The sequence below is a fragment of the Bordetella avium genome (assembly GCF_034424645.1).
GTDB classification, from domain to species: Bacteria; Pseudomonadota; Gammaproteobacteria; order Burkholderiales; family Burkholderiaceae_B; genus Bordetella; species Bordetella avium.
In genome coordinates, this window is sequence record NZ_CP139969.1 from 3,018,220 (window position 1) to 3,038,962 (window position 20,743).

Below are 20,743 nucleotides of genomic sequence, written 5' to 3' on the forward strand. Positions count from 1 at the left end.
ATGACCACCACTATCCGCCCCCTGCTGGTTGAACTGCTGACCGAGGAACTCCCGCCCAAGGCCCTGAACCGCCTGGGTGAGTCCTTTGCCGAAGGCGTGCGCGCCACACTGCAAAGCCTGGGCCTGCTGGCCGACGGCTGCCAGGTCACCGCCTATGCCACGCCGCGCCGCCTGGCCGTGCATCTGTCGGCCGTTCTGGCCCAGGCCCCCGACCAGGCCTATGCCGAAAAGCTGATGCCGGCCAAAATCGGCCTGACCGAGGACGGCAAAGCCACCCCGGCGCTGGCCAAGAAGCTGGCCGCCAAAGGCCTCGAGCACCTGGACCCGGCCACGCTGGAGCGCGAATCCGACGGCAAACAGGATTATCTGATCGCCCGTGGCACCGCCCCTGGCGCGCAACTGGCCGCCGGCCTGCAAGAGGGCCTGGAGAAGGCCATCGACGGCCTGCCCATCCCCAAGGTCATGCGTTATCAACTGGCCGATGGCCAGACCTCCGTGAAATTCGTTCGCCCGGCCCACCGTCTGGTGGCCCTGCACGGCGCCGACATCGTGCCGGTCTCGGTGCTGGGCCTAGAGGCCGGCCGCGCAACCCTGGGCCATCGCTTCATGAGCGAAGGCGATGTGCTCATCGCCCAGGCCGACGCCTATGAAGCGACGCTGGCGCAGGCGCAGGTGGTGGCGTCCTTCGAAAAGCGCCGCGCCGAGATCGAAAGCCAGTTGCTGGCCGAAGCCGGCAAGCTGGCGGGCACGCTGGGCGATGACCCGGCAGTGGCCGCCCTGCTCGACGAAGTGACCGCGCTGGTCGAGCACCCCACCGTTTACGTAGGCCAGTTCGAGGAGCAGTTCCTGCAAGTGCCGCAGGAATGCCTCATCCTCACCATGCGCCTGAACCAGAAGTATTTCCCGCTGTTCGACCAGCAGACCGGCAAACTCACGCATCGCTTTCTCATCGTGAGCAATATGCGCACCGCCAACCCGGTCAATATCATCGAAGGCAACCAGCGCGTGGTGCGTCCGCGCCTGGCCGATGCGCAGTTCTTCTTTGAAACCGACCGCAAGGTGCCGCTGGCGGCCCGCGTCGAACCGCTGGGCAACATCGTTTATCACAATAAGCTGGGCACCCAGCTCGAACGGGTCGAGCGCGTGCGCGCCATCGCGCGCGGCGTGGCCCAGGCCCTGGGCGGCAATGTAGCGGCCAGCGACCGCGCCGCCTTGCTGGCCAAGGCCGATCTGAGCTCGAACATGGTGGGGGAATTCCCCGAGCTGCAAGGCATCATGGGCGCCTACTACGCGGCGGGCGACGGCGAACCGGCCGAAGTCGTCGAGGCCCTGCGCAACCAGTACCGTAACCGCTACGACAGCCCGGTCACGGCGGACACCCTGACCGCTGTCACGCTGTTCCTGGCCGAACGCGCCGAAACCTTGACCGGCATCTGGGCCATCGGCCTGGCCCCCACCGGCGAGCGTGACCCCTTCGGTCTGCGCCGCGCCGCGCTGGGCCTGATCAGCGCCTTCGAGCAGCTGGCCGCAGGCGGCTGGCTCAAGATCAGCGAAGACGGCCCGCTGTCGCTCAACGGCTTGTTGACGCTGGCCGAAGCCAGCTTCCCGGCTGGCAAGGTGCCGGCCAGCACGCTCCCCGAGGTGCGCGCCTTCATCTATGAGCGCTATCGCAATCAGCTCATCGGCGAACACGACCGCAATGCGGTCGACGCCGTGATTGCCCTGGACCCGCCGCTGCACCAAGTGGCCGAGCGCGTGCGCGCGGTGACCGCCTTCGACCAGATGCCCGAAGCCGCCAGCCTGGCCGCCGCCAACAAGCGCATCGGCAATCTGCTGAAAAAAGCCGAAGGCGAGATCGGCGAGGTCGACCCCGCCCGCCTGACCGACGCAGCGGAGATCAAGCTCGCCAGCTCCATCGAGCAGCTCGGACCTCAAGCCGAAGCGCAACTGGCCGCCGGCGACTTCGCCGCCAATCTGCGCACGCTGGCCCAGGCCCGCGAACCCGTGGACGCCTTCTTCGCCGATGTCATGGTGATGGCCGAAGACCCGGCCCTGCGCGCCAACCGTCTCGCTCTGCTCAAGCAGCTGCACGGCCTGATGAACCAGGTCGCCGACATCTCCAGGCTGGCGCAGTGAAGCTCATCATCCTGGACCGCGACGGGGTCATCAACCGCGATAGCGAAGCCTTCGTCAAATCGCCTGACGAATGGATCGCCCTGCCGGGCAGCCTGGAAGCCATCGCACGCCTCACCCAGGCCGACTGGACCGTGGTGGTGGCCACCAATCAGTCGGGATTGGCGCGCGGCCTCTTCGATATGGATACGCTCAACGCCATCCATATCAAGATGCGCCGCGAGCTGGCGGCCCTGGGCGGCAGCATCGACGCCATCTTTCTGTGCCCGCATGGGCCGGATGAAGGCTGCAACTGCCGCAAACCGCTGCCCGGGATGATGCGGGACATCGCCCGACGCTATGCCATCGAACTGGATGGCGTACCGGCGGTGGGCGACTCTCTGCGTGACTTGCAGGCGGCGGCTTCGGCGGGCTGCTCGCCCTGGCTGGTACTAACCGGCAACGGCGAAAAAACCCGCAGCAAAGGCCATCTGCCCGACGGCACGCGCATCTGCGCCAACCTGGCCGAAGTGGTCGATCTCCTGCTCCTGGATGAATAAGACATGGCCTGGCTACGCTCATTTCTCTATGCGCTTTTCCTGACCATCACGGTCATTCCCTACGCCTTCGCCTGCATTCTGTGGGCGCCGCTGCCGCAACGCTGGCGCTACAAACTCACGGTGGGCTGGCCGCGCCTGGCCATCTGGGGCGCCAAGGTGTTTTGCGGCATCCGCTGGCGGATCAAGGGCGGCGAAAACCTGCCCGACGGCCCCATCGTGCTGCTGTCCAAACACCAGTCCGCCTGGGAAACGCTGTTTTTCCCGGCGCACATGCCGCGCCAAGTCTGTTTTGTTTATAAAAAATCGCTGCACTGGGTGCCTTTTTTTGGCTGGGGCCTGGCGCTGCTGCGCATGATTCCCATCGACCGCGCCAAGGGCCGCGATGCCTTCGAGCAGGTCGTGCGGGAAGGCGGCAAGTGCCTGGCCGACGGCCGTTGGCCGCTGCTGTTCCCGGAAGGGACTCGCGTGGCGCCCGGCCAGATGGGGCGTTTCAAGATGGGCGGCGCCCTGCTCGCCTCGCGCAACGGCGCGGCAGTTGTGCCCGTGGCCCTGAACGCCGGCGAATGCTGGCGCCGCAATGCCTTCGTCAAGCGCCCTGGGCTGGTCACGGTGTCCTTCGGCCCACCGATTCCCTCCGAAGGGCTGAACCCCGACGAACTCAATGCGCGAGTCCACGCCTGGATAGATGCGGAAATGCGGCAGCTCAATCCAGAAAGGTATGGCCAGCACTGACCAACTCGAATTGCTATTTGACGCCGGACCTGCGGCGCAGGCCGGCGGCAATACCGTCGTTATTCCCACGCCCTGCCCCGACGCGCTGCCGGCCGGCGCGCGCTGGCGCGAAGTCCCGACTGAGCAGCAGGTCATCGGTTTTCTGCTGCTGCGCTCGCGCCGCCGCAGCATCGGTTTTGTCGTTACCGACGATGGCTTGCGGGTCACCGCGCCCAACTGGGTCACGCTGGGCCAGATCGATGACGCGGTGCGCGAGAAATCGCGCTGGATTCTGTCCAAGCTGCGCGACTGGCACGCCCGACGCGAACAGCTTGCCCTAGCGCACACGCGCTGGCAGGCCGGGGGAGAACTGCCCTATCTGGGCCGGCGCATCGTGATCGGCCTGGCGGCCAATCAGCGCGCCGCCCGCCTGGAGGGCGACCCCGCCGCCGACGGCGCCATACTCTGGCTGCCCCTGCCCCCCGACGCCGAATCCCCCCGCATCCGCGACGCGGCCCAGGCCTGGTTACAGCAACGCGCCGGCGTGCTGTTCGGCGAGCGGCTGGCGCACTTCCTGACGCTTACCGGCCTGAAGATCCGCCGCTGGCGGCTGTCTTCGGCGGCGACCCGCTGGGGCTCCTGCACCAGCGACGGCTGCATTATGCTGAACTGGCGTCTGATCCACTTCAGCCAGGACATCATCGATTACGTCATCGCCCACGAACTCGCGCATCTGCGCGAGATGAACCATAGCCAGGACTTCTGGACCGAAGTCGGCCAGATTCTGCCCGGCTTCGAAGCCGCCAAGAAAGTGCTCAAGCAGCATGATCCGGCCATGTTGCCGCGTTTCTGAAGCCATGGAGCTGCGCCAACTGCGCTACTTCGTCAAGACGGCCGAATGCGGCAGCCTGGGGCGCGCCGCCATCGAGCTGGGCGTGGTCACCTCGGCCCTGAGCCAGCAGATCAGCCGCCTGGAAAGCGAATTGAGCACACGGCTGCTCACCCGAACATCGACCGGCGTGTTGCTCACCGATGCGGGGCTAGCTTTTCTGCGGCAGGCCCAACTGACCCTGCGCCACGCCGACGACGCGGTACGCGCCGCACGTGAGTCGCGCCTGAGCGGCCATGTGAGCGTCGGCCTGGCGCAGACCACGGCATCGGTGCTCGCGCTGCCCTTCATGAGCGCCATGCGCGAACACTACCCTGATGTCAGGGTGCGGCTGGTGGAAAGCCTGTCGGGACATCTGTCCACTATGCTCAATGCGCGCCAACTGGATGTGGCCATCGTATTCCAGACCGAAACCGCCCGGCGCTGGAGCGTGCTGCCCCTGCTGGATGAACAGCTATTTTTGATCGCCCGTCCGGATATGCCCGGTCTGCCCGCAGGCGGCGCGATACGCCTGCGCAATCTGGCGGACCTGCCCTTGCTCTTGCCCAGCGGCAGCCACGGCCTGCGCGCCCTGCTTGACCGGGCGTTCGACCGCATAGGCCTGCGGCCCTGCATCGTGGCCGAGATCGACGGCCTGGATGTACTGATGGACCTGGTGCGCGCCGGCCACGGCGCCACCATCCAACCCGGCGCGGCCAGCCTGCGCGGCGGCTCGCTGCGGGCCGGCTTGATACGCGAACGCCAACTGGCGCGCACCAATCTGCTGGCGAGTCTGTCAGATGATGAGCTATCTCCCGCCGCGCTGGCCGCGAGGGTGCTGCTGGCGCAAACCGCCACACAACAGGTCCGCGCCGGAGCCTGGCCCGGCGCGACCCTTCACGAATCATGAAGAGGTCTTGCCGGCCGCCTGCTGGCGGGCGCTAACGCGGGCACCTATAGTCGCGGCCATCAAATGATGGATGCCGACATGATAGATGTATTGGTGATCGGCGGCGGCAACGCCGCCCTGTGCGCCGCACTGATGGCCCGCGAGGCCGGCGCCAGCGTGCTGATGCTCGAAGCCGCGCCGCGCGCATGGCGGGGCGGTAATTCTCAACACACCCGCAACCTGCGCTGCATGCACGATGCGCCGCAGGACGTGCTGGTAGACGCCTACTCCGAAGAAGAATATTGGCAGGATCTCCTCAAGGTCACCGGAGGGATCACCAACGAAGCACTGGCCCGCCTGGTCATCCGCGAGTCATCCACCTGCCGCGACTGGATGCGCCGCCATGGTGTGAACTTTCAGCCGCCCTTGTCGGGCGCGCTGCATGTCGCGCGCACCAATGCCTTTTTCATGGGCGGCGGCAAAGCCCTGGTCAACGCCTATTACCGCAGCGCGGCAGGGCTGGGCGTGCAGATCCGCTATAACGCGCCGGTTGACGCTCTGGAAATTCGCGATGGCCATTTCGTGGCGGCCCGCATCGGTGATGAGCGCATCGAAGCGCGCAGCTGTGTGCTGGCGGCCGGCGGTTTCGAGTCCAACCGCGAATGGCTGCGTGAGGCCTGGGGGCAGAACGAGCGCGGCGAATGGCCGGCCGATAATTTTCTCATCCGGGGCACGCGCTTTAATCAGGGCGTGCTGCTGAAGTTCATGATGCAGGCGGGCGCGGACATCATCGGCGACCCCTCGCAATCGCATTGCGTCGCCATCGATGCCCGCGCCCCCTTATATGATGGCGGAATCTGCACCCGCATCGATTGCGTATCGCTGGGCGTGGTGCTCAATCGCGATGCCGAACGCTTTTATGACGAAGGCGAGGACTTCTGGCCCAAGCGCTACGCCATCTGGGGCCGCCTGGTCGCCATGCAACCGGGCCAGATTGCCTATTCCATCATCGACAGCAAGGCGGTGGGCCGCTTCATGCCGCCGGTGTTTCCGGGCATGCGCGCCGACTCGCTGCCGGAATTGGCCCTCAAGCTGCAACTGGACCCGGCGCGCTTCATGCAAACCCTGGACGGCTACAACCGCGCCTGCCGGCCTGGCAACTTTGACCACACCCGTCTGGATGACTGCTATACCGAAGGCATCACGCCCGCCAAGACCCACTGGGCGCAGCCCATCGACCGCGGCCCCTTCTTTGGCTATGCCCTGCGTCCGGGCATCACCTTCACCTATCTGGGCTTGAAGACCGACGAAACCACCGCCGTGCGTTTTGACGGACGGCCCAGCGACAACCTCTTCGTCGCCGGCGAAATGATGGCCGGCAATGTGCTAGGCAAGGGCTACACGGCCGGTGTCGGCATGTCCATCGGCACGGCCTTCGGCCGCATCGCCGGAACCCGCGCGGCCGCGTGGGCCCAACAAGGAGTACCCCATGCAGCCTGAAACCCTGACTGCCGTGCCGCTGCGCTTTGTGCCCCGCGCCGCCATGAACGACGCCGAACAGGAAGTCGCGCGTGCCATGCAGATCTGCAATGCCTGCCGCTATTGCGAAGGGTTTTGCGCCGTGTTTCCCGCCATGACGCGCCGCCTGGAATTCGAACGGGGCGATGTCCACTATCTGGCCAATCTTTGCCACCATTGCGGCCCCTGTCTGCACGCCTGCCAATACGCGCCGCCGCATGAGTTCGGCGTCAATGTGCCGCGAGCCATGGCCCGGCTGCGGCGGCAAACCTATGCCAGCTACGCCTGGCCCCAGGCTATGGGGCAGCTCTATCAGCGCAACGGCCTGACCCTGTCGCTGGCGGCCGCTTTCGCGCTGGCGCTGTTTATGACGCTTCTGGCCGTCATCCATGGCGGCTGGCTGCACGAGCCGCTGGCCGGTAATTTTTACGCCATCTTTCCGCATAACATGCTGGCCCTGATGTTCGGTCTGGTGTTCGCCTATGCGGTGCTGGCGCTGACGCTGGGCGTGCGGCGCTTCTGGCGCGATCAGCGTCCCGGGCGGGTGCACGGGCCCGCCATGACAGAAGCGGCGGGACATGTCTTGCGCCTGACCTATCTCGATGGCGGCCACGGCAAAGGCTGTAACGAAGGCGATGACGCTTTCACGCTGGCGCGCCGCCGTTTTCACCACTGCACGTTCTACGGCTTCATGCTGTGTTTCGCCGCCACCTCGGTCGCCACGCTTTACCACTATATGCTGGGCTGGCAGGCGCCCTACCCGCTGTTCAGCCTGCCGGTGCTGCTGGGCACAGCGGGCGGCATCGGCCTGCTGATCGGGCCGGCCGGCCTATTCTGGCTCAACCTCAAACGCGATCCCCAGCAAGGAGATGCCCGCCAACACCCGATGGACCGGGGCTTTATCGCCCTGCTTTTTTTCACCAGCCTGAGCGGTCTGTTGCTGCTGGCCCTGCGGGATACCGCCTGGATGGCTGTGTTGCTGGCCGTGCATCTGGGCGTGGTGATGGCGCTGTTTCTCACGCTGCCCTATGGAAAGTTCGCCCACGGCATTTTCCGCTCGGCCGCGCTGCTGAAATCGGCCATCGAAAAACGCCAGGCCAGCCGGGGCCTGTCGGGCGCAGACTAAGGCCTGTTCTCCAGACAGCCCTGGCGGACAGTTCGATTTTCTGTCAGGCCGGTTTGCTACGATGCTGTCATGGCCGCAACGCGTGCGGCCGCGTTACCTGAGGAAAAAACATGCGTTTTCTGCATACCATGCTGCGTGTCGGCAATCTTGAAAAGTCGCTGGACTTCTACACCCAAGTGCTGGGCATGCGCCTGCTGCGCCGCAATGATTACCCGGAAGGCCGCTTCACGCTGGCTTTCGTGGGCTATCAAGACGAGGCCGAAGGCGCCGTCATCGAGCTGACCCACAACTGGGACACCGACAAGTACGACCTGGGCACAGGCTACGGCCATATCGCCCTGGAAGTCGAAAACGCCTATGAAGCCTGTGACAAGGTCAAGGCCAAAGGCGGCAAGGTGACCCGTGAGGCCGGCCCCATGAAGCATGGCACCACCGTCATTGCCTTTGTCGAAGACCCGGATGGCTATAAGATCGAGTTCATCCAGAAAAAGGGCCGCGTGGACTGAGCCCGCCTCGGCACCTGACGAAAGCCCGCCTGCGATCAGGCGGGCTTGCTCCCCTATGGCGACCTTCTGGCGGCCATGCCTAGCGCCATGACGCCCGGGGGTATCGGTTCTACACGCAGCATCATCCCAGGGGCGGCCGATCGGGCCGTCTCATCCTGAACACAGGCCGCAATAACTGAGTCTCCATGATCCACTCCATCCTGAAAATGGGCGACCCCCGCCTGCTGCGCGTGGCGGCGCCGGTCGAGCGCTTCGGCAGCGCCGAGCTAAAGCAACTGATCGACGACATGTTTGACACCATGGCCTACGCCCATGGCGTCGGGCTGGCCGCGCCGCAGATCGGCGTGGATCTGCAACTTGTCATCTTCGGCTTTGAACGCAATCCGCGCTATCCCGATGCGCCCGCCGTGCCGAAGACGGTATTGTGCAATCCGGTCATCACGCCGCTATCCGATGAGATGGAAGACGGCTGGGAAGGCTGTCTGTCGGTGCCGGGCCTGCGGGGCCTGGTGCCGCGCTACCAATATATCCGCTACCAGGGTTTCGCCCCTGACGGCACGGCGATCGATCGCGAGGCCAGCGGCTTTCATGCAAGAGTGGTGCAGCACGAATGCGACCACCTGATCGGCCGCCTCTACCCCTCGCGCATCCAGGATTTTTCGAAGTTCGGCTTTACCGACATCCTGTTTCCGGACATGGACCCCAATCAAGACGATTGAGCGGCAGGGCGGGCGCGCCCGCGCGCGGGGGCCAGCAGGCTGCGCGGCTTGTCGATACAAGCAGGTTAGCGGCTTGCCAGACCCTTTACGAGCCCCATCGTCTGCGACAATAGCGGCCATCCATCCGGCCCTCTTGATGAACGATGCTGAACAAACTCTGGTTGGCCTTTTTTTTGATCGCGGCGGCGGCGGGCCTGTTCCGCTGGATCGGGCTGGGCGAACCCGAAGTCTTTCGCGGCATTGTCGCCAGCCTGTTCGACATGGCCCGCATCTCTGTCGAAGTCATGGTGCTGCTATTCGGCACCCTGACGCTCTGGCTGGGTTTTCTGCGTATCGCAGAATCGGCCGGCCTGGTCACAATGCTGGCGCGCCTGCTCGGCCCCCTGTTCGCCCGCCTCATGCCCGAGGTGCCGCGCGGCCATCCCGCCATCGGCCTGATCACCCTGAACTTCGCGGCCAATGGCCTGGGCCTGGACAACGCCGCCACACCCATCGGCCTGCGCGCCATGCGCGAACTGCAAACCCTCAACCCCCGGCCGGACACCGCCAGCAACGCGCAGATTCTGTTTCTCGTGCTCAATGCCTCGTCACTGACCCTGCTGCCCGTGACGCTGTTCATGTTCCGCGCCCAACAGGGCGCTGCCGACCCCACCCTGATCTTTCTGCCCATACTGCTGTCCACCAGCGCCTCGACACTGGCCGGCCTACTCGCGGTGGCAGTCTGCCAGCGTCTGCGGCTCTGGGACCCAGTGGTGCTGGCCTGGCTGGGCGGCGGCGCGCTGCTGCTGAGCGCCTTCATGGCCCTGCTGGCCAGCATGACAGCCGGCGCTATCGCGGCGCTGTCGTCGCTCCTGGGCAACCTGACCCTGTTCTCGGTGCTGCTGGGTTTTCTGACGGTCGGCGCCTGGAAGAAAGTGCCGGTCTATGAAACCTTCATCACAGGCGCGAAAGAGGGTTTCGGGATCGCCCGCGATCTGCTGCCCTATCTGGTGGCCATGCTGTGCGCCGTAGGCGTGCTGCGCGCCTCCGGCGCCCTGGATTTTCTGCTCGAAGGCATACGCTGGCTGGCCGCCTGGGCCGGCTGGGACACCCGCTTTGTCGATGCCTTGCCGACCGCGCTGGTCAAACCCTTCTCGGGCAGCGCGGCGCGCGCCATGATGCTCGAAACCATGACCCATTTCGGGGTGGACAGCTTTCCGGCCTTGCTGGCCGCCATCATGCAGGGCAGCACCGAAACCACGTTTTACGTCTTGGCCGTGTACTTCGGTTCTGTGGGTATTTTGCGCGCGCGCCACGCCGTGGGTTGCGCGCTCCTAGCCGATCTGGCCGGGGTGCTGGCCTCGATCGGCGTATGTTACTGGTTTTTCGCCTGAGCGCCGTTTACTCGACCCGCAGAATCTTCATGCCATTGGTGCCGCCGCTATCGCGGTAGAAATCCCCCTTGGTCAGGATGACCCAATCGCCGGGCTCGACACGGCCGCGTTTTTTCAGCTCGTCGATGGCGGCATCGCTCAATACGGAGGGATCGTGCGCATCGGGCGAGAACGGCACCGTGTACACGCCACGGAACATCGTCACACGGTTCTGTGTCAGCGGATGCGGGCAATAGGCGTAGATAGGCACCCCCGAACGGATGCGCGACATGATGAGCGACGTGTGGCCGCTTTCGGTCAGGGCAATGATGGCCTTCACGCCGGGAAAGTGATTCGCCGCATACATCGCCGCCAGCGCGATGGTCTCGTCGCAACGCCCGAAGGTTTCACCCAGGCGATGATGCGAGTGTGTGGTGGTCGGGTGCTTTTCAGCGCCCAGGCAGATGCGCGCCATGGCCTGCACCGCCTGCACCGGATATTGGCCTGAGGCGCTTTCGGCCGACAGCATCACGGCGTCGGTGTAATCGAGCACGGCATTGGCCACGTCGGAGACTTCGGCGCGGGTCGGCATGGGGCTGGCGATCATGGATTCCATCATCTGCGTGGCCGTGATCACGAGTTTGTTCAGGGTGCGGGCATGCTGGATGATGCGTTTCTGGATGCCGACCAGTTCGGCATCGCCCACCTCGACACCGAGATCGCCCCGGGCCACCATCACGCCATCGCTGGCGCGGATCAGCGCATCCAGGGCCTCGTCATCGGCCACCGCTTCGGCGCGCTCGATCTTGGCGATGATCCAGGCGTCGCTGCCGGCCGCGCGCACCAGGGCGCGCGCCTCGTCAATATCATGCCCATAGCGCGGAAAGGATACCGCCACATAATCCAGCTCCAGTTCAGCGGCCAGACGGATGTCTTCGCGGTCCTTGTCGGTCAGGCTGGGCGCGGAAATACCGCCGCCACGGCGGTTGATGCCCTTGTTATTCGACAGCGCGCCGCCCACCACCACCGTCGTGTGCACCGCATCGCCTTCGACACGCTCGACCTGGAGCACAATGCGGCCATCATCGAGGAGCAACTCATCGCCGGGCCGGCAGTCATGCACCAGCTCAGGAAAATCGATACCGACTATGGCGGCGTTGCCCGCATCCTTGGGATGGCTGCGCGACAGGGTGAAAGGCTGGCCCGGTTCCAGCACAACCTGCTTATCGGCGAAGCGGGCGATGCGGATCTTCGGGCCCTGCAAATCGCCCATGATGGCGACGAAGCGGCCGCGCTCGGCGGCCAGCTTGCGTATCGTGCGCGCACGTTCGCGGTGATCGTCGGGGCTACCATGCGAGAAATTCAAGCGGGCGACGTCCATGCCCGCATCGATCAGCGCGCCTATCATCTGCGGCGTGGAACTTGCAGGGCCCAGGGTGGCGACAATTTTGGTGCGGCGCAGTACAAGCATGAATACTCTCAACCAAAGAATCCACAGGAGCCCTATGGTACGCCGCCTGGGCGGGCGCGGGTATCATGTCGCAGCCCACAGGAGCTTTCGCCGTGAAAATAGTCATCGCCCCGGATTCATTCAAAGAATGCCTGAGCGCACCTGAGGCCGCCCGCGCCATCGAGCGTGGCGTGAAACAGGCCTGCCCTAATGCGCACACCGTGTTGATTCCCATGGCCGATGGCGGAGAGGGCACGGTAGAGGCCGTGCTGGCCGCGCGCGCCGGCCGGCGCATGCGCACGCAAGCTCTCGATGCCCTGGGGCGCAGCAGGCAAGCGCATTGGGGTTGGCTGGACGATGGCGGCGCCGTGATCGAAATGGCGGCTGCGGCAGGCCTGGAAGGCATAGCGCCGGCAGAACGCGATGCGCTGGCCGCCGACACCCATGGCGTGGGTGAGCTCATCCTCGCCGCCCTGGATCAAGGCGCGAAAACACTGATGCTAGGTTTGGGCGGCTCGGCCACCACGGATGGGGGCTGCGGCATGATGCGCGCCCTGGGCGCACGCTTTCTCGATGCAGACAGCCAGGAACTGGCGCCAGGCGGCGCGTCGCTGGCGCACCTGGCCCGCATCGACCTCGATGGTCTGGACCCGCGCCTGGCCAGCCTGAATGTGCAGGTCGCCTGCGATGTGAACAACCCGCTTTGCGGCCCTCAGGGCGCGGCGCAGGTATTCGGTCCACAAAAAGGCGCCACCCCGCAGCAGGTCGTACACCTGGATGCGGCGCTCGCACGGCTGGCCGACGTCACACAGGCCTTGCTGGGCAGGGATCACCGCGATACGCCCGGCGCCGGTGCGGCAGGCGGCATGGGCTTTGCCGCGCTGGCCTTTTTGCGCGCGCGCTTTCGCCCTGGCGCCGAGCTGGTGGCGGAACTGGGCGGACTGGCCGCAGCCTTGCAGAACGCCTCACTGGTCTTTACCGGAGAAGGCCGCATGGATGCCCAGACCCTGCGCGGCAAAGTCCCCGCGGGTGTGGCCCGCTTGGCGCAACAGGCGGGAGTGCCTGTCGTGGCCCTGGCCGGTTCGCTAGGCCCGGGCTATGAAGCCCTGCACAGCGCCAGCATCGCGGCCGCCTTCAGCCTGGCGCCCGGGCCCCAAACGCTGGAGCAAGCCTTGCACAGCGCGGCCGAACATCTCTGCGACCGGGCTCGCGATGTCATGCAGCTCGTGCTGGCCTGCCGTGGCAAGGCCGCTCATTAACGCTTGATGCAGCACGGCTGCTGACGATGTAAGCGCTGCGGCAAGAGGAACGGGCCCCCGAGGGGACCGGCCCTACGAGAGGATCGCGCCCCCGCACGCTTCGCGCGCTTGCTGCCCCCCGAGGGGGCTTTTTTATCTTGGGGCGGCCCTACGATAAAAAACCCTGCTGTGCGCCACAGCAGGGTTGTGTCTGGCAAGGGTTTGCTGTGGGTTCAGGCTTTGATTACGCCGGCGGCGAGCAGGGCGTCGGTCAAGCGGATGAACTGCGCCACGCCGACTTCTTCGGCACGGGCGGTTGGCGGCACGCCGATGTCATCCCAGGGGACATGCGCCGCCCAGTCGCCCAGGCCACGGCGTAGCATTTTGCGCCGCTGCGAGAAGGCCCGCGCCACGACGGCCTCGAAGGCGGCCTCGCTGGCGGGCTGGGGCCGATCGGGGCCCAACGGCACCATACGCACCACGGCCGACACCACACGCGGCGGCGGGTCGAAGGCTTCGGGCGGCACATCGAACAGCTTTTCCATGCGATAACGCGATTGCAGCATCACCGACAGACGGCCGTAGTCCGCCGAGCAGGGCTCGGCGACCATACGGTCGATGACTTCGCGTTGCAGCATAAAGTGTTGATCGCGCACCAGATCGGCAGCGCCCATCAGATGAAAGAGCAGCGGGCTGGAAATGTTGTACGGCAGATTGCCAACCACGCGCATGCCGGCGCCGAACTGGCGGAAATCCACGGTCAGCGCATCGGCCTCGACCACGGACAGCTGCTCTGGCGGATATTTCTTGCGCAGCCTGGCCGCCAGGTCGCGGTCGATTTCGACCACGGACAGGCGGTTCAGGCGTGCGATCAGCGGCGCGGTAAGGGCCGAGAGGCCCGGCCCGATCTCGACGATGGCGTCATCACGCGCGGGCGCGATGGCCCGCACGATGGCGTCGATGACGCTTTCGTCAGTCAGGAAGTGTTGGCCAAAACGCTTGCGCGCCTGGTGTTGCGACATGGAGCGTTCCGTACTCAGCGATTGTTTTGTTCGATACGTTCCTGCTTTTCCAGGCGATTATCGATATAGGCCTGGGCGCGCAGTTGTTCCATCCAGTCTTCAAAGGCCGGACCCGCGCGTCGCTCGAAGAGGGCTTGGCGCGCCTGCATGCGCTGCATTTCGTCGGTCACGTCTTTTTGGCGGCGCTCCAGCACTTGCACCAGATGCCAGCCAAAGGGCGACTCGATGGGCTGGCTGATCTCGCCCGGCTTGAGCGAATTCATGGCGGCCTCGAAGGACGGAACCATCTCGCCGGGATTGACCCAGCCCAGATCGCCGCCCTGCGGGGCGGTGGCATCCTGCGAGTACTGGCGCGCCATATCCTCAAACTTGGCGCTGCCCGACTCCAGACGCTGACGCACCTGCTCCAGACGCTGACGCGCCTGCTGATCGCTCATGACAGCGGAGGTTTTGATGAGAATGTGGCGGGCGTGCGTTTGCGTGACCTGCACCGGCCCTTGCGCGGCGCGGCCGGCTGCGGGTGCAGGCATGGGTGCTGCGGCGCGGGCGGGTGCCGGCGCTCCAGCCTGGCCGCGCTGCAAGACCTTCAGGATATGAAAGCCATTACCCGACTGAATGATGCCGCTGACCTGTCCGGCGGGCACATTGCTGACCGCTTTAACGAACAGATCGGGCCAGCCATCGATCGGACGCACACCCATCACGCCGCCCTCGAGGGCCTCGGGGCCGTCAGAGGAGGCGGCAGCCACGCTGGCGAAATCATCGCCACGCTTGAGACGGGCCAGGATATCCTCGGCCTTTTTACGCAAAGAGGCGACGGTGTCGGGCGAAGCGCCTTCGGGCACGCGCACCAGGATCTGGCCCAGGGCGAGCATCACCGGGCCGGTAGCGGCAGCCGGCGCTTCCTGCACCGGAGCCTGCGCCGACTGCGGCTGCAAGGCCGGATTGCGCGCCTGGTCTTTCAAATAGGCATCGACTTCGGCGTCGGTGATGATGATGTGGTTGTCGATCGTACGCTGACGCAGACGATCCGTGCGGATTTCCTCACGCAGGGATTTGCGGTAGTCATCCCAGGAGAGGCCGTTTTTTTCGACCTCGGCGCGCAATTGCTGCGGCGTGAGTTTATTGCGCGAAGCCACCATATTGATGGCCTGAGTGACCTGGGCGTCATCCACACGGATACCCAGGCGATCGGCTTCCTGGCGCTCCAGGCGGTCGAAGATCAGGCGTTGCAACACCTGCTTCTGCAACACCTTGTCGTCGGGCAATTGAATGCCGCGCTCTTTCAGATCGACCTTGGCGCGCTTGACGCCATCTTGGACCTCGCGCATGGTGATGACATCTTTATTGACGATGGCCGCGATACCGTCCACAAACTGTTCGCCGGCCTGCGGCTTGCTCGCGGCGGGCTGGCTGGCCGCAGGCTTGCCCGCAGCGGGCTTATCTGCCGCATGAGCCAGCGGCAAAGCCAGGCCTAGCGCCAATGCCAGAAGGCTGCCGCTAAAACGGCGCGACGAGTGCAACCTACGCATCATTCATACCTTTCAAATGTCGTGCCCGCCGGTGTCGGCTGAGACACCGGTTGATAGCCCGGAATGCTCTTGTCGAGCAGCTTGAGGGGATCGGTCCCCAAAGCACCCAGCCCGGTCAACTCGAGCTGGAAGAAAACCGCAGTGTTGGCATCATTGGCCGCCACCGCATAACGCTGGAAGACCACCCGGCCCGTCCAGCAGCAATCACCCTTGTACTCGAGACCGGCGATCGCTTGCGTAACACGCGCAGAATCGGATGCCCCCACGACTCCACCCGTATCGGAACGGATGGCGTAATCGACGCGGCCCACCCCATACCAGCGCTGGGTGAACGGCCATTGGAAGGCCAGAGTGACTTGATTCTGGCCGCGCGGCGCATAAGAAATATTGCTGATCGGGTCACGTTGGTAACGATAGGCAAGCGCCAGTGTCGTTTGGCGTTGCGGCGTCCAGCGCGCGCTGACCAAGCCCCGCGACCAGTTGTTGTCATAGGGGTTGTATTGCGCCGCCAGATCCGTGGTGAGCGTATCGGTCAGGGCCGCGCTGGCGCCTACCAGGAAATCGGACCGCACATTCTCGCGCGGCGTCTCGCCCGGCAGCGTCACGCGCTGATCTTCGAAATACAGCCGCTGCGCCGCCGACAGCGCCACACGCTGAAAGCCCGTGCTGGCATCGAGCCAGCGCGTCGTCAGACCCACCGTAAGCTGATTGGCGTTGGCGATACGGTCCCAACCACCGGTATAGATGTTTTCCTGGAAAGCCTGCTCAAAGCTGAAGTCGGCCAGGCTGGTGTCATAAACCGGCAACGCGCTCTGGTTGCGATAAGGCACACGCAGGTAATAGAGGCGCGGCTCAAGCGTCTGGGTGGAGTCCTTGCCGAAGAGCGTCGTAGGACGCTCGAACGTCATACCGGTGTCCAGCGAGACAATAGGCAGGGTGCGCGATTCGGTGCCGCGATAAGGCGCCAGGCTGCCCAGCCGGTTCCAATCCTGATTGAACCAAGAGGTGTGATACTGGGTGTAGTTCAGGCCCGCCTTGGGCGTGAAATACCAGCCGGCGCGCACGATGGGATAGGCGATCGTGGGATAGGCCTCCAGGCGTTCGCCTTCCTGGCCAATGCGATTGCCCAGGAACAAGGGGCGGCGGAAACGCACCGCCGTCGAGTCCATGCGCACATCAAAGCCGTTCCAGTCGTAGCGCGCGCCCTGCAAGAAAATTTCCGGCTCCTTGTCGTAAGGCGGCACGATCGGCGCGTCCGGGTCCTGCAAGGTGCGGTACTTGTAGACCTGCACATAGGTCTGCCAGTAATTGGACGACCAGCCCACCCGCCCCTGGCGCGGCAGATAGGTCGTCGAGGCCGTGTTCAGGCCCAGCGTGGTCATGTCGCGATAGTAGTTATCGTCGGACACGCCGCTGATGTCCCAGTCGGTATAAAAGCCGCTGCCCAGGTATTGCTTGTGGGTGAGGCGATACATGTAACGGTCAAAGCCCGCGTCGCGGTCATTGGGCAGATAGGTGCCCGAGACCGAACCGGCATAGCTATACCCCAGATACCGGAAATCTCCCCCCAACTGTAGACCGCGCTTGCCCATATAACGCGAAATCAGGGTGGCGTCGTAATTGGGTGCCAGGTTGAAGTAATAGGGTACGGAAATATCGAGGCCGGTCTTGCTCGACGTGCCGTAGGTCGGCAGCAGAAAACCCGACTTGCGCTCCTTGCGGATGGGAAAGGTCAGGTAGGGCGAAGCCAGAATGGGCACGTCTTTGAAATACAGCACCCCGTTGCGGGCCACGCCTTCGTTCTCGTCGACGTCCAGGTCCAGCGACGTCGCCTTGATGTACCAGGAGGGTTTCTCGCAGGGGCAGCCGCTGTAATACACATCGGTCAGCCGCATCTGCGAGCGACTGAAGATGTCGGCGTGCTCGGCGCGGGCCGTGCCGCCGCTGGCGCCGATCCAGAAATTGGGCTTGTCGATGTCGCCGCTATAGGTATTCAGATTGATCCGCGCAGACGGCCCCGTCACCAGGGTGGCGTCGCGCAGGATGCGGGCATTGCCCTTGACCTCGACTTCGCTGGTGGCGTCGTCGTAATGGATGGAGTCGCCTTTGATCACCCCATCCACCCGGCGCACCTGGGCATTGCCCTTGAGCAGCAACTCGGCGGAGGGCTCGCCCGACATCTCATCGGCCTCCATGAAGGCGGGCATCTGATCTTCGGTCAGCTTGCGCACCCGCAAGCCGGGCGACAGACGCAGACCCGGCATTTCCAGGCCAGGGGAAGCCACGCTGCCCACGGGTTGGCGCCCGGCAGGGGCGGCATCCTGGCTGCCTTGGGCCTGTGCGGCCCCGGCGACGCTGAGAGCGGAGAGGATCAAGCACCTGATCGTATGCACGAGTAAAAACCAACCTGTGTCTGTTTTGGGGCGCGCCAGCCCCGGGCGGACGCTGGATCGACCCGGTATTATAGAGAAGCCTCGCCGCGCCGGTTTCCCGGATCGTGCGAGACGGTGCGGCCGCCTGCGGGTGGCCCCTTTTTCCCAGCGCATTTCCGCGAGATCGGTTGCCTTGACTACCCCCGACAATGACCCCCGCCTGGCCTCGATTCACGCCTGGCTTGCCTGCCTGCCCGCCGAGTTGGGTCTGGCTCCCGACACCCTGACGCCCGTATCCGGCGACGCCAGTTTCCGGCGCTACTTCCGCCTGCAAGCGGCTGGCCGCCCCTTGATCGTCATGGACGCGCCCCCGCCCCATGAAGACGTGCGGCCCTTTTTGCATGTGGACGGCCTGCTGGCCGCAGCGGGTGTCCATGTGCCGACCATTGTGGCCCAAAACTCGGACCAAGGCTTGCTGCTGCTCAGCGATCTGGGCGAACAGAACTACACCCAGCGCATCCAGGCCGGCATCGACGACGCCACCCTGCAAAGCCTGTACCGCGACGCGCTGGCCGCGCTGGTGCGCATGCAAACGGCGGCCACGACCGGTCTGGCCGCCTACGACACGCCCCGCTTGCGCGCCGAGCTGGAACTCTTCCCGGAATGGTATGTGGGCGTTCACCATCAGACCACGCTCGACGACCAGAGCGCCAACGCCCTGGAACGCATCTTCGCCCTGCTGGCCGCGAGCAATGGCGAGCAGCCTGCGGTTTTCGTGCACCGCGACTTCCATTCCCCCAACCTGATGGTCTGCCCCGAGGGTAACCCCGGCGTGATCGATTTCCAGGATGCCCTGGCCGGTCCGATCACCTATGACCTGGCCTCGCTGGTCACCGATGCCCGCACCACCTGGGAAGAGCCGCAGCAACTGGATTGGGCGATCCGTTACTGGGAAATGGCCCGCCGCGCCGGTCTGCCCGTGGATGCCGATTTCGCGGAGTTCCACCGCGCCTACGAATGGATGGGCCTACAGCGCAATCTGCGCATACTGGGTGTTTTCGCACGCTTGAACCACCGCGACGGCAAGCCGGGCTATCTGGACCACCTGCCCCGCGTCAATGGCTATGTCCGCCAGGTCGCGCAGCGTTACGGGGTCTTCACCCCACTGCTGCGGCTGCTCGACCGTCTGGACCAGCGTGAGGTCAAGGTGGGGTACACCTTCTGATGCGCGCCATGATTCTGGCCGCCGGACGCGGAGAGCGCATGCGCCCGCTCACGGACCACACGCCCAAACCTTTGCTCTGCGTCGCGGGCAAACCCCTGATCGTCTGGCATCTGGAGCGCCTGGCGCGGGCCGGTTTTCGCGATGTGGTGATCAACCACGCCTGGCTGGGCGAACAGATCGAGGCCCGGCTCGGAGACGGCTCGGCATTCGGCCTGACGCTGCATTACTCGCCCGAGGCGCCCGCGCTGGAAACGGCGGGCGGCATCGCCCGCGCCCTGCCGCTACTGGGCGACCAGCCCTTTCTGGTCATCAATGGCGACATCTGGTGCGACTGGAACCCCGCCCTGGCAGCCGAGCGCCGCCCTGCGCCAGGCGGGGCCTGGCTATTGCTGGTGAATAATCCGCCGCAACATCCGGCGGGGGATTTTCTACTCGGCGCAGATGGCCAGGTCCATAGTGGCGACGGCCCGAGATTGACCTTTTCCGGCATCGGCATCTACGATGGCTCTCTGTTCGCCGGACTGCCGCCCGACACGCCGGCGCCGCTAGCGCCCCTGTTGCGGGCCGCGATGGCGCAGGGCCGGGTACGAGGCCAGCGCCATGAGGGGCGCTGGACCGATGTCGGCACCCCCGAGCGCCTCGCCGCCCTCGACCACGCATTGACCGGGGCCTGAGCGCCCCATATTTCACGGTATCAAGGTCGGAAACCAGAGTTGTCCGGAGCAAACCTGATGGATCGACTCGCGGTATCCTCCCTGACTTTGCCAAGTGACGCCAAGCGTCACGCATTACACCCGCTATAGGAAGTTTGTTCGCATGGGGATCTTCGGACGGTCGCATAAACCGGTATTCAAACCTTCGCTATACCAGCCCGGAAAACGCTCTCGCCGTCTGCCGCGCTGGTTGGTGCTCTTGCTGATCGGGATCGGCCTAGGCGCAGGAGGCGTGCTTTTTCTGCAAGCCAATTACGGCCCGCAGCGCCTGACGGTCGAGCAATCCGAGCAACTGCACACCGAACTGAGCGCCGCCAACATGGAGCGCCAGCGCCTGCAAAGCCAGCTCGACGAGGCGATCACGCAGCGTGACAGCAACAAATCGTCGCATGAGCAGTTGAGCGCTGACCTCGCTGCGGCGCGCAGCCAGCTCGACACGCTGCGCCAGGAATTGGTGTTGTTCCAAGATGCCGTGCCGCCGGACCCTCGTGGCGGCGATATCGGTGTGCGCTCGGCCCGATTCAAGCGCGAGCCCGGCGCGCTCGATTATCAACTGCTGATCATGCGCGACAAAGACACGGATAAAGCTTTCGAGGGCACGGTCGAAATCACCGTGGATGGCAATTTCGCCAACGGGCGCCGCGACCGCATCACGCCCGATGCCCTGCCCCTGAAGCTGACCCGCTATGACCACAGCGTGGGCAAGCTGCCCCTGCCCGAGGGCTTCACGCCGCGGTCGGTCACCATCCGCGTGCTGGACGGCCAACAGCGCCAGCACGCCATGCGCATTTACTACGTGCGCAACAACGACGGCACCCGCGTCAACTAAG

The 20,743-nt window shown here is 64.9% G+C and carries 18 protein-coding genes; 14 read left to right on the forward strand and 4 right to left on the reverse strand.

The genetic code is table 11. The annotated features are described in order from the left end of the window. The 10 genes from glyS to U0029_RS13965 all read left to right on the forward strand — a co-directional run bounded on the left by glyS (position 1) and on the right by U0029_RS13965 (position 10,382). Positions 1 to 2,136, forward strand: a complete 2,136-nt coding sequence (gene glyS, locus U0029_RS13920) for a glycine--tRNA ligase subunit beta (RefSeq protein WP_114852443.1) — start codon at positions 1 to 3, stop codon at positions 2,134 to 2,136. Continuing rightward, positions 2,133 to 2,672, forward strand: a complete 540-nt coding sequence (gene gmhB / locus U0029_RS13925; protein WP_114852444.1) for a D-glycero-beta-D-manno-heptose 1,7-bisphosphate 7-phosphatase — start codon at positions 2,133 to 2,135, stop codon at positions 2,670 to 2,672. Before glyS ends, gmhB begins: the two co-directional genes overlap by 4 nt. 3 nt (positions 2,673 to 2,675) lie before the next feature. Then, complete coding sequence (locus U0029_RS13930) at positions 2,676 to 3,404, forward strand: lysophospholipid acyltransferase family protein (protein WP_114852445.1); 729 nt, start codon at positions 2,676 to 2,678, stop codon at positions 3,402 to 3,404. Beyond that, positions 3,391 to 4,236 (forward strand): M48 family metallopeptidase, encoded by an 846-nt coding sequence (locus tag U0029_RS13935; protein WP_114852446.1) that lies wholly within the window; start codon positions 3,391 to 3,393, stop codon positions 4,234 to 4,236. The genes U0029_RS13930 and U0029_RS13935 overlap by 14 nt, the downstream gene beginning before the upstream one ends. A 4-nt stretch (positions 4,237 to 4,240) precedes the next feature. Continuing rightward, the gene (locus U0029_RS13940) at positions 4,241 to 5,161 is read left to right on the forward strand and encodes a LysR family transcriptional regulator (RefSeq protein ID WP_012416400.1); all 921 of its coding nucleotides are present in this window, start codon (positions 4,241 to 4,243) and stop codon (positions 5,159 to 5,161) included. Between the two features lie 78 nt (positions 5,162 to 5,239). Further along, positions 5,240 to 6,640 (forward strand): FAD-dependent tricarballylate dehydrogenase TcuA, encoded by a 1,401-nt coding sequence (gene tcuA / locus U0029_RS13945; RefSeq protein ID WP_114852470.1) that lies wholly within the window; start codon positions 5,240 to 5,242, stop codon positions 6,638 to 6,640. After that, positions 6,630 to 7,784 (forward strand): tricarballylate utilization 4Fe-4S protein TcuB, encoded by a 1,155-nt coding sequence (tcuB, locus tag U0029_RS13950; RefSeq protein WP_269467718.1) that lies wholly within the window; start codon positions 6,630 to 6,632, stop codon positions 7,782 to 7,784. The genes tcuA and tcuB overlap by 11 nt, the downstream gene beginning before the upstream one ends. 110 nt (positions 7,785 to 7,894) lie before the next feature. Continuing rightward, the gene (gene gloA / locus U0029_RS13955; RefSeq protein ID WP_012416397.1) at positions 7,895 to 8,290 is read left to right on the forward strand and encodes a lactoylglutathione lyase; all 396 of its coding nucleotides are present in this window, start codon (positions 7,895 to 7,897) and stop codon (positions 8,288 to 8,290) included. A 185-nt stretch (positions 8,291 to 8,475) separates the two neighbouring features. Then, positions 8,476 to 9,009 carry a peptide deformylase gene (gene def / locus U0029_RS13960; RefSeq protein ID WP_012416396.1) on the forward strand — a complete coding sequence of 178 codons (534 nt, stop codon included), beginning with the start codon at positions 8,476 to 8,478 and terminating at the stop codon, positions 9,007 to 9,009. Between the two features lie 143 nt (positions 9,010 to 9,152). After that, a complete protein-coding gene (locus tag U0029_RS13965) occupies positions 9,153 to 10,382 on the forward strand; it encodes a nucleoside recognition domain-containing protein (RefSeq protein WP_012416395.1) in 1,230 nt (409 codons plus the stop codon). Positions 10,383 to 10,389: 7 nt separating this feature from the next. Here U0029_RS13965 and pyk read toward each other — a convergent pair whose 3' ends face one another. After that, the gene (gene pyk, locus U0029_RS13970) at positions 10,390 to 11,832 is read right to left on the reverse strand and encodes a pyruvate kinase (RefSeq protein ID WP_012416394.1); all 1,443 of its coding nucleotides are present in this window, start codon (positions 11,830 to 11,832) and stop codon (positions 10,390 to 10,392) included. 92 nt (positions 11,833 to 11,924) lie between these two features. Here pyk and U0029_RS13975 point away from each other — a divergent pair, with 92 nt between their 5' ends. Continuing rightward, on the forward strand, positions 11,925 to 13,070 hold the full coding sequence (locus tag U0029_RS13975; RefSeq protein WP_114852447.1) for a glycerate kinase: 1,146 nt from the start codon (positions 11,925 to 11,927) through the stop codon (positions 13,068 to 13,070). Positions 13,071 to 13,282: 212 nt separating this feature from the next. Here U0029_RS13975 and rsmA read toward each other — a convergent pair whose 3' ends face one another. Genes rsmA through U0029_RS13990 form a run of 3 tightly spaced genes read right to left on the reverse strand, consistent with a single transcriptional unit; the run spans position 13,283 to position 17,996 of the window. Beyond that, on the reverse strand, positions 13,283 to 14,071 hold the full coding sequence (rsmA, locus tag U0029_RS13980; protein WP_114852448.1) for a 16S rRNA (adenine(1518)-N(6)/adenine(1519)-N(6))-dimethyltransferase RsmA: 789 nt from the start codon (positions 14,069 to 14,071) through the stop codon (positions 13,283 to 13,285). 14 nt (positions 14,072 to 14,085) lie between these two features. Further along, entirely contained in the window at positions 14,086 to 15,606 is a 1,521-nt protein-coding gene (locus U0029_RS13985) for a peptidylprolyl isomerase (RefSeq protein WP_114852449.1), read from the reverse strand. Beyond that, on the reverse strand, positions 15,603 to 17,996 hold the full coding sequence (locus tag U0029_RS13990; protein WP_114852450.1) for an LPS-assembly protein LptD: 2,394 nt from the start codon (positions 17,994 to 17,996) through the stop codon (positions 15,603 to 15,605). Before U0029_RS13990 ends, U0029_RS13985 begins: the two co-directional genes overlap by 4 nt. A gap of 172 nt (positions 17,997 to 18,168) precedes the next feature. Here U0029_RS13990 and U0029_RS13995 point away from each other — a divergent pair, with 172 nt between their 5' ends. The 3 genes from U0029_RS13995 (at position 18,169) to U0029_RS14005 (ending at position 20,742) form a co-directional block, all read left to right on the forward strand. Then, entirely contained in the window at positions 18,169 to 19,200 is a 1,032-nt protein-coding gene (locus U0029_RS13995; protein WP_012416389.1) for an aminoglycoside phosphotransferase family protein, read from the forward strand. After that, positions 19,200 to 19,874, forward strand: coding sequence for an N-acetylmuramate alpha-1-phosphate uridylyltransferase MurU (gene murU / locus U0029_RS14000; protein ID WP_012416388.1), 675 nt, complete (start codon positions 19,200 to 19,202; stop codon positions 19,872 to 19,874). The genes U0029_RS13995 and murU overlap by 1 nt, the downstream gene beginning before the upstream one ends. Before the next feature lie 142 nt (positions 19,875 to 20,016). Then, positions 20,017 to 20,742, forward strand: coding sequence for a DUF6776 family protein (locus U0029_RS14005; RefSeq protein ID WP_012416387.1), 726 nt, complete (start codon positions 20,017 to 20,019; stop codon positions 20,740 to 20,742). Position 20,743: the final 1 nt, after the last annotated feature.

Excerpts from the sequence above, each read along its gene's own strand:
- glyS (WP_114852443.1), top strand. The coding sequence starts at position 1 with ATGACCACCACTATCCGCCCCCTGCTGGTTGAACTGCTGACCGAGGAA.
- U0029_RS13930 (WP_114852445.1), top strand. The coding sequence starts at position 2,676 with ATGGCCTGGCTACGCTCATTTCTCTATGCGCTTTTCCTGACCATCACG.
- U0029_RS13935 (WP_114852446.1), top strand. The coding sequence starts at position 3,391 with ATGGCCAGCACTGACCAACTCGAATTGCTATTTGACGCCGGACCTGCG.
- U0029_RS13940 (WP_012416400.1), top strand. The coding sequence starts at position 4,241 with ATGGAGCTGCGCCAACTGCGCTACTTCGTCAAGACGGCCGAATGCGGC.
- tcuA (WP_114852470.1), top strand. The coding sequence starts at position 5,240 with ATGATAGATGTATTGGTGATCGGCGGCGGCAACGCCGCCCTGTGCGCC.
- tcuB (WP_269467718.1), top strand. The coding sequence starts at position 6,630 with ATGCAGCCTGAAACCCTGACTGCCGTGCCGCTGCGCTTTGTGCCCCGC.
- gloA (WP_012416397.1), top strand. The coding sequence starts at position 7,895 with ATGCGTTTTCTGCATACCATGCTGCGTGTCGGCAATCTTGAAAAGTCG.
- def (WP_012416396.1), top strand. The coding sequence starts at position 8,476 with ATGATCCACTCCATCCTGAAAATGGGCGACCCCCGCCTGCTGCGCGTG.
- U0029_RS13965 (WP_012416395.1), top strand. The coding sequence starts at position 9,153 with ATGCTGAACAAACTCTGGTTGGCCTTTTTTTTGATCGCGGCGGCGGCG.
- pyk (WP_012416394.1), bottom strand. The coding sequence starts at position 11,832 with ATGCTTGTACTGCGCCGCACCAAAATTGTCGCCACCCTGGGCCCTGCA.
- rsmA (WP_114852448.1), bottom strand. The coding sequence starts at position 14,071 with ATGTCGCAACACCAGGCGCGCAAGCGTTTTGGCCAACACTTCCTGACT.
- U0029_RS13985 (WP_114852449.1), bottom strand. The coding sequence starts at position 15,606 with ATGATGCGTAGGTTGCACTCGTCGCGCCGTTTTAGCGGCAGCCTTCTG.
- murU (WP_012416388.1), top strand. The coding sequence starts at position 19,200 with ATGCGCGCCATGATTCTGGCCGCCGGACGCGGAGAGCGCATGCGCCCG.
- U0029_RS14005 (WP_012416387.1), top strand. The coding sequence starts at position 20,017 with ATGGGGATCTTCGGACGGTCGCATAAACCGGTATTCAAACCTTCGCTA.